Source organism: Patulibacter sp. NPDC049589 (genome assembly GCF_040675535.1).
GTDB lineage: Bacteria > Actinomycetota > Thermoleophilia > Solirubrobacterales > Solirubrobacteraceae > Patulibacter.
In genome coordinates, this window is sequence record NZ_JBFAPC010000186.1 from 1 (window position 1) to 10,078 (window position 10,078).

Here is a 10,078-nt window from a genome sequence, read left to right on the forward strand (position 1 = left end):
CCGCGGCGCCGGCGACGCCGACGCGGCCGAGGAAGCCGCGGCGCGAGACGCCCGCCGTCGCGGCGGCCGCCTCGTCGGGAGCGGGGTGGAGGTCGGTGCGATCGGGCATGCGGCTCCCTAGGACGTCGTCTTGCGGGCGATCAGGACGGTGCGGGTGACCGTGACCAGTCGCCCGTCGGTGAACCGGGTGCGCAGGCTGACGGTGGCGCGGGCGCGGCCACGCGGGCCGACGGTCGCGCGGCCGAGCGCACTGGACGGGATCCGCAGGGCGGTCGAGCCCTTCGGCAGGTTCAGCACGCGCTTGCGGGTGATCGTGCGCTTGAGGGTCGTCGTGCGACGCCGCGACAGGCGCTTCCTGACGGTCGTCGTCGCGTAGACCTCGATGCGCGCCTTCTCGGGCAGCGTCACGCGGACGCGGATGCCCTTGGAGCGGAAGCTCGTCGGGGTGATCCGTGCCGGCGCGGACAGGCGCGGCGGCGTTGCCGGGCGGACCGTGCCGGACGGCGGCGCGGGGGAGACCGGCGCCGGCCCGCCGACGCCGGGGGCGTCCGGTGCGGGGCCCGTGGGCGGGTTGACGACGACGGGGTCCGGGGTGCCCGGCGTGACGACGAGGTCCGACGGGTCGTACTGCAGCGTGTAGTGCGACTGCTTGCCGGTCCAGCCGATGGTCAGCGGGGTTGGCCCGACGACGGTCGGGTCGACGGGCATGTGCTCGAGCGACAGCGCCGGCCGGAGCGAGAGGGTGAAGAAGGGCATGAGGGGTCTCGGTCTCTCGCGATCAGCGGGGGCGCAGGATGTCGGGGGCGGCGGCCGCGTAGACCTCGGGGTCGTTCGAGAACATCGGGTCGACCTCCTCGATCTCGAAGCTCGTCTTGGGCGTCGTCGTGCGGCGCAGGGCCGTCGGTACGGGCGTGGGCTCCGGCGGGATCGCGCGGTGGTACTCGGGGAACGCGGCCTGGTAGTCCAGCGCGGACTGCACGATCAGGGGCTCGGAGAAGCGGGAGCCCCAGAACTGGGCGGAGATCGGCAGCGGCTCGCTGTCGGTCCCGAAGCCGATCGGGAACGAGACCATCGGCCAGCCGAGGATGTTCGGCGTCTGGAAGTACGTCCGCGAGCGGCTGAAGCCGCCGCCCGGCCGCAGCCCGATCTTGGCGCCGACGCTCATCACGAGCATGAAGTCGACGCCCGCGTCGTCCAGGGCCTTCTGGTAGTTCGCGGCCAGCTGCCGGCGGCGGCGGTTGCCCTCGCGGCGGACCCCGGCGGTGACGCCCGCGTGCACCGCGGCGAGGGCGGCGAACGTGCGCGGGACGGCGGAGTCGTTCGTCCCGCCCGGCCGGCGGCCGTAGTTGGCCAGGAGCGCGTCGCGATTGGCCGGGAACTGGTTGGCGAACGCCTCCAGCGAGTCCGCGAAGCCGACGTCGTAGAGGTCCGGGTAGCTGGCGGCGAACAGCGGCGTGATCGCCGTCCCGTCGACGGTCTGGAGCGTGTCGGTGTTGTTCTGGTACGTGTTGTTGCTCGCGAGGAGCAGGTCGAGCCCGGGGAACTCGATCACGGTGGCCCCGAGCGTCTGGAGCTGCCCGCGCAGGCGCGTGAACATCGTCAGGTAGTCGGCGTCGTAGCGCTGCTGCGGCGGGATCTGCGGGCCGGGATCGACGACGCCCATCCAGTCGGTCTGCGGGATCCCGATCGTCAGGCCGGCCAGCGGCTGGCTGCCGCCCTTCGGCGTCATCGGGATGGGCTCCCGCGGGAGCGGCGCCGAGAGCGTCTGCGGGTCGTTCTCCGCGTCCGCGCCCTGGATGGTGTTGAGGATCAGCGCGGAGTCGCGCATCGAGCGGGAGATCGGGCCGATGACGTCGACCGCGACGCGCAGCGGCATCACGCCGGCGACGGACACGAGCCCGAGCGACGGCTTGATCCCCGACGCGCCGTTGCAGGCGGACGGGAACATGATCGAGCCGCCCGTCTCCTCGCCGATGCACGCCGACGCGAGGCGGGCGACCGGCGCGACGCCGGAGCCCTGGCTGGAGCCGCCGGGGATGTACTTGGCGTTCCACGCGTTGCCGGCGAAGTTGCCGGTCGTCGCGCCGGAGAACGCGGAGCAGATCGTGTGGCCGAGGAAGACGACGCCGGCGGCCCGCAGGCGCGCCATCGCGGGGCCGTCCTCGACGCCGACGTTGCCCTTGAACGCGACGGTGCCGTTCTGCGCCGGGCGGTCCTTCAGGCCGATGGAGTCCTTGACGCCCATCGGGATGCCGCAGAGGTACGGCGCGGGCTCCCCGCCGCCGTGGCCGGCGTCGAGCCGGGCGTCGGCGGCGGCTGCCGCCTGCAGCGCCTCGTCGCGGGCGATCCGGACGAAGGCGTTCAGGTAGCCGTTGCCGCCGGGGGTGTAGTTCTCGAACGGCCCGTTGAACCGGTCGATCCGGTCCAGGTACGCCTGGGTCAGCGCGACGGAGGTGAGCTCGCGGGCCTGCAGCAGCGCGGCCTGCTCGACGGTGTCGAGGTCGACGATGCGGACGGTCTCCAGGCGCGTCTTGACCGACGCGACGCTCGGGAGGACGTCGGTGCCCGGGTCCGCGGCCTTCGCGGCGGCGGACGTCGCGGTCGCCGCGAGCACGCCGGAGGAGAGGACCGCGACGCCCGCGCCCGCGACGCCCGCCTTGCCGATGAGGTGCCGGCGGCTGAGGCCCGTCGGCTCCTCGGTCGGGGTGGCGACCGGGGCGGTCGACGCGGTCGTCGTGACGGCCGGAGCGTCGGCGTCGGCCGGCCGGTCGAGGACGTCGACGACCGTGTCCGCGGAAGCGGATGAATCTCGCATGGAGCAGGGACCTCGTGGGCGTTGCGGAGCACCGTCGGGACCCGGTGCGAGTACGTCTTGCAGGCTACGAACCGCGGTCCGCTTCGCGGCTGTCCCGATGGCCCAAGTGGCGTGTTGACGCTTTCACCATCGTGCGAACTCCGCCATCCGGCGGGGTGCCTCGGCGGAGGCCGGGCGGGTGCTTCTGCACGTTTGTTCGACCCGCCGTCGGCCGTTTCGCAACCCGTTGCGAAACGACTCAAGTTCGAAACCTGAGCGCCGATCACCCCGTCCGACGGAGCGCCGTGCTCCCTCGTACGCCGCATGCCGACCCTCCGCGAACTCTTCGAACCAGCCCCGCCCGCGGGGCGGATCCGCACCGCCGCCGCGGGCTTCGCGCTGGCGACGGCGGTTCTCCTGCTGGACCCCGCCGGCGCGCTCGCCGCGGCCGCGAAGGCGACCGGCGACGACGCTCCGCTGGACCTCGGCGCCGACGGTGCGGGCGGCCAGCAGGTCGGGGCCGGCGGGGGCGGGATCGCCCGGGTCATCGTCGGCCTGCTCGTCGTCGTCGCCGTGATCTACGGCGTGACCTGGGTGCTCCGGCAGGTCAAGGGCGCCCGCGAGGCGCCGACCGGCACCGGGCTGCACGCGGTCACGACGCTGCCGCTCCACGGCGGCGGGGCGCTGAGCCTCGTCCGCGTCGGCGACGAGCTGCTGCTGCTCGGCTCCGGCGCGAACGGGGCGACCACGCTGCGCCGGTACGACGAGGACGAGGCGCGCGCGCTCGGGCTGTGGCCCGACGAGGACGAGGCCGACGGCCCGCGGGCGACCGGGACGGGCGGACCGGGCGGTGGCACGAACGTCGCCTCGGTGCTCGGCCACACCTTCCGCTGGCTGCGCGCCCGGACCCCCGAGGCCGTCGGCCGCGGCGCGACCACGCTGCTCGAGCGCCTGCGCGCGATGACGGTGCGCGGATGAACGTCGACGGGCAGAACGCCGTCCAGGTGATGCTGCTGCTGGGGTCGATCACGCTGATCCCGGCGCTGCTCTTCTGCGTCACGAGCTTCACGCGGATCCTGATCGTCCTGGGCTTCGTCCGGGCGGGCCTCGGGACCCAGACCACGCCGCCGAACCAGGTCCTCGTCGGCATCGCGCTGTTCCTGACGCTGTTCGTCATGGGCCCGACGTTCGACCAGATCAAGGACCGCGCGGTCGAGCCCGCGCTCGCGGGGAAGATCTCGACCGCCCAGGCGATCGACCGCGGCCAGGAGCCGCTGCGCGAGTTCATGTTCAAGCAGACGCGCAACAGCGACCTGAAGCTGTTCGTCCGCCTCGGCAAGGTCGACGCGCCCAAGACCCGCGGCGACGTCCCGACGCGCGTCCTGATCCCGGCGTTCGTGATCTCGGAGTTGAAGACCGCGTTCCAGATCGGCTTCCTCGTCCTCCTGCCGTTCCTGATCATCGACCTCGTCGTCTCGGCGACGCTGATGAGCCTCGGCATGATCATGCTGCCGCCGGTCTTCATCTCGCTGCCGTTCAAGATCCTGCTCTTCGTCCTCGTGGACGGCTGGGCGCTGGTCACCCGATCGCTCGTGCAGTCCTTCGGATGACGAGCGGGCTCCACAGCGTCCTGGCCGACATGAACCAGGACTCCGCCGTCTCGATCGCGACGGACGCGATGCAGCTGGCGTTCAAGCTCGCCGCGCCGCTCCTGATCGCCGGCCTGGTCGTCGGCGTCGTCGTCTCGATCTTCCAGGCCGTCACCCAGATCCAGGAGCAGAGCCTCCAGTTCATCCCGAAGCTCGTCGTGTCCGCGATCGTGCTGCTGATCGCGGGCCCGTGGATGCTCTCGACGATCGTCTCGTGGACGACCGAGCTCTACGGCTCGATCCCCGCGACGGTGGGCCGCCGATGAGCCCCCAGGAGACCGTGCAGCAGCTGACGGGCCTGCAGCCGGCGGCGTTCCTGCTCGTCCTGGCGCGCGTGTCGCCGCTGTTCCTCCTCGCGCCGCTGTTCTCCGCCAGCACGATCCCGCCGCGGGTCAAGGGCATCGTCGCCGTGGCGCTCGCGCTCGGGATGGCGCCCGTCGCGCTCGCCGGCCAGGTCGTCCCGACCGAGCCGATCGCGCTCGTCGAGCTGCTGGTCAAGGAGCTGATCGTCGGCGCCGCCTTCGCCTTCGCGCTGGCCTGCGTACTCGCGGGCTTCCAGGCCGTCGGCGCGCTCCTGGACATCCAGATCGGCTTCGCGTTCGGCGCCCAGATCGACCCGATGACCGGCGGCCAGGGCGCCGTCCTGGGGAAGCTCTACGCGATGGTCGGGATCGCGATCCTCGTCGCGATGAACGGCGACCAGCTGATCATCGCCGGGCTCGCGCGGACCTACGACCTGGTGCCGCTGCTGGCGTTCCCGGACCTGCGCTCGATGGTCTCCGGGACGTTCGCCGCGTTCACCGGGATCCTCACCGCCGCGCTGCAGGTCGGAGCGCCTGTCCTGCTGACGCTGCTGCTCACCGACGCGGCGTTCGCGATGGTCTCGCGGGTCGTCCCGCAGATGAACGTCTTCGCCGTCGGGTTCCCGGCCAAGGTCGTCGTCGGGATGCTGATGATCGTGGTCACGCTGCCGTTCGCGGCCGGTTGGTTCGGCGACCGCCTGACCGGCAGCGTCGCGTCCGCCCTGCAGACGCTGAAGGTCGCGGGATGAGCGACGACAAGACCGAGGCGGCGACCCCCAAGCGCCTGATGGAGGCGCGCGAGAAGGGGCAGGTCGCCCGCTCGACCGACCTCAACGGCGCGGTCGTCCTGCTCGTCGGGCTCTCCGTCCTGGCGCTGCTGGGGCCGCGGATGGTGGGGGACCTGAAGGCGATGATGCACGACGGGTTCGTGCTCGCCGGGAACCCCGACGCGATGGACAGCCAGGACGACGTCGTCGCCCTCGGCGGCGAGCTGACGACCTGGTTCGGCCGGCTGCTGGCGCCGCTGGGGTTCGCGATCGCGCTGGCCGCGGTCGTCGTCAACCTCGGCCAGGTCGGGGTGAAGCTCACGCCCAAGGCGCTGAAGCCCGACATGAAGCGGCTGAACCCGATCCAGGGGGCCAAGAACGTCTTCGGGCCCAACGCCCTGGTCGAGGGCACGAAGTCGCTCGCCAAGCTCGGGGTCGTCGCGGGCGTCGTCGCCGTCGCGGTGCTGCCGCGGATCGACGAGATCGCCACCACCACCGGGATGGACCCGCAGGTGCTGCTGGCGACCATGGGCTCCGACGTCCAGGGGATCGCCCTGCGAGCCGCCGCCGTCTACCTCGTCATCGGGGCGATCGACGTCTTCTGGCAGAAGCACCGCCACGCCAAGTCGATGCGCATGTCGCACCAGGAGGTCCGCATGGAGCACAAGCAGGAGGAGCTGCCGCCGGAGGTCCGCGGCCAGATCCGCGAGCGTCAGCGCGAGGCGTCCCGTGGCCGCATGATGGCCGCCGTCCCCACCGCCGACGTCGTGATCATGAACCCGACCCACTTCGCGGTCGCGCTGAGCTACGACCCCGCCCGCGCGGCGCCGACCGTCGTCGCGAAGGGCCAGGACCTCGTCGCGCTGCGGATCCGGGAGATCGCCCGGGAGCACGGCGTCCACGTGACCGAGAACCCGCCGCTGGCCCGCGCGCTGCACCGCCAGGTCGAGGTCGGCCACGCGATCCCCGAGGAGCTCTTCCAGGCCGTCGCCGAGGTGCTGGCGTACGTCTACCGGGTGTCCCGCCGCCACGGCCGCCGGGCGGTGGGGGCGTGAGCACCGTCGCCGCCCCGCCGGGCGCGGGCCCCGAGGGCGCGATCACCCGGATCATGCGCCACTCCGACCTGCTCGCCGCGGTCGGGATCATGGTCGTCGTCGCGATGCTGATCGTGCCGCTGCCGCCGGCGCTGCTGGACCTCTTCATCACGATCAACATCGCCGGCGCGATCGCCGTCGTCGTCGCGACGCTCTACATCAAGAAGGCGCTGGACATCTCGGTCTTCCCGAGCCTCCTGCTGCTCTCGACGATCTTCCGCCTGGCGATCAACGTCTCGGTCACCCGGCTGGTGCTGTCGGAGGGCGAGGCCGGGGCGGTCGTCCACGCGTTCGGCGAGTTCGTCATCGGCGGCAACCTCGTCGTCGGCCTCGTCGTCTTCATCATCCTCGTCGTCATCCAGTTCGTCGTCGTCACCAACGGCGCCGGCCGCGTGGCGGAGGTCGCCGCGCGCTTCACGCTCGACGCGATGCCCGGCAAGCAGATGGCGATCGACGCCGACCTGAACTCCGGCCAGATCACCGAGGACCAGGCCCGCTCCCGGCGTGCCGAGATCGCGCAGGAGGCCGACTTCTACGGCGCGATGGACGGTGCGTCGAAGTTCGTCAAGGGCGACGCGATCGCGGCGATCATCATCACGCTGATCAACCTCATCGGCGGCCTGGCGATCGGCGTCCTGATGAACAAGATGTCGTTCGGGGACGCAGCGCACCACTACTCGCTGCTGACGATCGGCGACGGCCTCGCCGCCCAGGTCCCGGCGCTGTTGATCTCCGTCGCCACCGGCATCATCGTCACCCGCGCGGCGTCGGACGGCGACCTCGGGTCCGACCTCGCCCGCCAGGTCCTCGGGCAGGACAAGGCCCCGCTCGTCGCCGGCGGGCTGGTGCTCGCGTTCGCGATGATCCCGGGCCTGCCGAAGGTGCCGTTCGTGCTCGTCGGCGGCAGCCTCGTCGCGGTCGGCCTGGCGCTGCGCAAGCGCCGGGCGGCGCAGGAGGCCGAGGGCGAGGTCACGCGCCTGCAGCTTCAGGCCGCCGAGCTCCCCGCCCTGCCGGTCGGCGCCGAGATCTCCGTCGAGGCGCTGGCGCCCGACCCGCTCGAGCTCGCCATCGGCTACGGCCTGGTGCCGATGGTCGACGAGCGCAACGGTGGCTCGCTGCTCCAGCGGATCTCCCACGTCCGCCGGCAGCTCGCCACCGAGCTGGGCGTCATCGTCCCGCCGGTCCGCGTCCACGACGAGCCCGGGCTGGAGCCGCACGGCTACGTCGTCCGGATGCGCGGGGGAGAGGTCGCCCGCGGCCGCCTGCTGGCGGGCCACCACCTGGCGATGGATCCTGGCGACGCCGCCGGCGAGCTCGCGGGCGTGCCGACGACGGAGCCCGCGTTCGGCCTGCCCGCCGTGTGGGTCTCCGAGGGCGCCCGCGCCGAGGCCGAGGCGCTCGGCTACACCGTCGTCGACGGCGAGTCCGTCGTCGTCACGCACCTGACCGAGCAGATCCGCCGCCACGCCGGCGAGCTGCTGACGCGCCAGGCGGTCCGCGGGCTGGTCGACGGCCTGAAGGCGACCAACGCCGCCGCCGTCGACGAGGTGCTGGGCGAGGCCCTGACGCTCGGCGAGCTGCAACGCGTCCTCCAGCGGCTGCTGGCCGAGGGCGTGTCGGTCCGCGACCTCGGCACGATCGTCGAGGCGATCGGCGACCGCGCCCGCCTGACGCGCGACCCCGAGCTGCTGGCCGAGCACGCCCGCCAGGCGCTGTCCCGCCAGATCACGGCGCCGTACCTCGACGCCGCGCAGCGGATGAGCGCCCTGGCGCTCGACCCCGGCGTCGAGCAGGAGGTCGCCGGCGCGCTCGTGCAGACCCCCGAGGGCGAGGTCCTCGCGCTCGACCCCGCCCGTGCCCAGAGCATCGTCGCCGCCCTGCGCGACGACGTCGACCGCGCCGCCCGGCGCGGCATCCATCCCGTCCTCCTCTGCTCCTCCCGCGTCCGGCGCCACCTGCGCCGGCTCGTGGAGCAGAGCCTGCCCGGCCTGCCCGTCTGCTCGTACAACGAGATCGGGCCAGGCATCGACATCGAGACCGTCGGAGTGATCCAGCCGTGAGCCCCCTGCAACAGCACGCCCCCGCCGGGACGCCCGGCGCCACCACGAGCGCGGGCGCCGCGACCGATCCGGGGGCCGTCGCCCGGGGCACCGGCGGCGCGGCCGCGCCGGGCGTGGCGGCCCGCTTCGACACCGGCGCGACGCCGCGGCGGTTCCGCGGCCGGACGCTCGAGGAGCTGCTGCCGCAGATCCGCGCGGCGCTCGGCCCCGACGCCGTCGTGCTGCGCCGCCGCGAGGGCCTGACCGGCGGCGTCGGCGGCTTCTTCCAGACGCGCTTCGTCGAGGTCGAGGCCGTCGCGGGCGCGGCCCCGGGCTTCGACGCCTACGACGACGGCCCGGCGTGGCCGGAGGACGTGTCCGCCGACGGGGTCCGGTGGCTCGACGAGGCGCCGGGCGGGCCCGCCGCGGCAGCGCCTTCCCCAGCCGCCTCGCCCGCGCCGCCCACCGCGTCCGCGCCCGCCACCACCCACCGGGCGGCTGCCGCTCGTCCGGCGGGGGCCACCGACCCGATCGCGTCCGACGCGACGGCCGACGTCCTCCGGTCCGCAGGCGCCGGCGCCCCGATCGACGGCGCGGCCTTCCTCCACCACCTCGACGCCGCGGTCGAGCGCCGCCGCGCGACGGCGCCGGGCGCGACCGACGAGCCGTTCCTGGCCGACCAGCTGGTGACGTCGCCGCGCTCGGCCGTCACGCGCGGGCTGCTCGACGGACTCGACGAGGTGCAGGCGGACCCCGCCGACCCGTCGACGGCGGGGCGCGCGGCCGCTGCCGGCGTGGCCCCCTGGCGTCCGGCCCGGGCCACCGCCGACGGTCTCGCCGCCAGCACCCGGTCGCCGGCGGACCCGGCGGGGGAGAGGACTCCCGGGGTGACCGACGGCGGGACGCCCGCCTCGCCGTCCCGCGTCGCCGCGACGAGCGGGGCCCCGACCGACAGCGCGGAGCCCGACGCCGCGTCCGCCACCCCGGTCGGCCCGCGTCGCACCACCGCCGTCGCGACGGTCCGGCCCGGATCCGGGGCCCTCGCGCGCCGGACCGCGATCCCGCCGGCGCCGGACCGCGACGCCGACCTCGCGTTCGTCGTCGGGCCCGACGACGCCCCCGGGGCGGATCGTCCCGACACCGACCGTCGTCCCGCCCGGACCGCCACGGGCCGCACGGCGCACGAGGCTCGACCCGGCGCCGCGCTCGCCCTGCCGCGCACGGCCGTCCCGGTCGCGGTCCCCGACCGCCGCGGCGTCGACGCCGACGTCGCCGAGTACGGCCTGATCGCGCGGGGCCTGACCCCGTCGGTGGCGCGCTCCGTCGTGCTCGAGGCCGCCGCACACGGGCAGCCGCTGGACCCGGGGCACCGGATCGACCCTTGCCGACCTCGAGCAGACCGCGGTAGCTCGAGCGCCCGCCGTCCTTGGAGA

General features: G+C 74.0%; 8 protein-coding genes and 1 pseudogene. 7 read left to right on the top strand and 2 right to left on the bottom strand.

Translation table 11 applies throughout. From position 1 onward, the window contains the following. Positions 1 to 117: 117 nt before the first annotated feature. Together AB0L40_RS23875 and AB0L40_RS23880 are read right to left on the bottom strand one after the other, a co-directional pair. Positions 118 to 756 (bottom strand): hypothetical protein, encoded by a 639-nt coding sequence (locus AB0L40_RS23875; protein ID WP_364360629.1) that lies wholly within the window; start codon positions 754 to 756, stop codon positions 118 to 120. A gap of 22 nt (positions 757 to 778) precedes the next feature. Continuing rightward, the gene (locus AB0L40_RS23880) at positions 779 to 2,815 is read right to left on the bottom strand and encodes an amidase (RefSeq protein WP_364360631.1); all 2,037 of its coding nucleotides are present in this window, start codon (positions 2,813 to 2,815) and stop codon (positions 779 to 781) included. A gap of 303 nt (positions 2,816 to 3,118) precedes the next feature. On the opposite strand from AB0L40_RS23880, the gene AB0L40_RS23885 reads away from it, so the two are divergent. From AB0L40_RS23885 to AB0L40_RS23915, 7 genes and pseudogenes are all read left to right on the top strand, one after another. Then, on the top strand, positions 3,119 to 3,772 hold the full coding sequence (locus AB0L40_RS23885) for a flagellar biosynthetic protein FliO (RefSeq protein WP_364360633.1): 654 nt from the start codon (positions 3,119 to 3,121) through the stop codon (positions 3,770 to 3,772). After that, positions 3,769 to 4,404 carry a flagellar type III secretion system pore protein FliP gene (gene fliP / locus AB0L40_RS23890; RefSeq protein ID WP_364360635.1) on the top strand — a complete coding sequence of 212 codons (636 nt, stop codon included), beginning with the start codon at positions 3,769 to 3,771 and terminating at the stop codon, positions 4,402 to 4,404. Before AB0L40_RS23885 ends, fliP begins: the two co-directional genes overlap by 4 nt. After that, a complete protein-coding gene (fliQ, locus tag AB0L40_RS23895) occupies positions 4,401 to 4,709 on the top strand; it encodes a flagellar biosynthesis protein FliQ (RefSeq protein ID WP_364360637.1) in 309 nt (102 codons plus the stop codon). Before fliP ends, fliQ begins: the two co-directional genes overlap by 4 nt. Continuing rightward, a complete protein-coding gene (locus AB0L40_RS23900) occupies positions 4,706 to 5,494 on the top strand; it encodes a flagellar biosynthetic protein FliR (protein WP_364360639.1) in 789 nt (262 codons plus the stop codon). The genes fliQ and AB0L40_RS23900 overlap by 4 nt, the downstream gene beginning before the upstream one ends. After that, entirely contained in the window at positions 5,491 to 6,567 is a 1,077-nt protein-coding gene (flhB, locus tag AB0L40_RS23905; protein ID WP_364360641.1) for a flagellar biosynthesis protein FlhB, read from the top strand. Before AB0L40_RS23900 ends, flhB begins: the two co-directional genes overlap by 4 nt. Further along, positions 6,564 to 8,666 (top strand): flagellar biosynthesis protein FlhA, encoded by a 2,103-nt coding sequence (gene flhA, locus AB0L40_RS23910; RefSeq protein ID WP_364360643.1) that lies wholly within the window; start codon positions 6,564 to 6,566, stop codon positions 8,664 to 8,666. Before flhB ends, flhA begins: the two co-directional genes overlap by 4 nt. Continuing rightward, a pseudogene (locus tag AB0L40_RS23915) lies at positions 8,663 to 10,078 on the top strand (hypothetical protein); the annotation flags it as partial. The gene flhA and the pseudogene AB0L40_RS23915, both read left to right, overlap by 4 nt.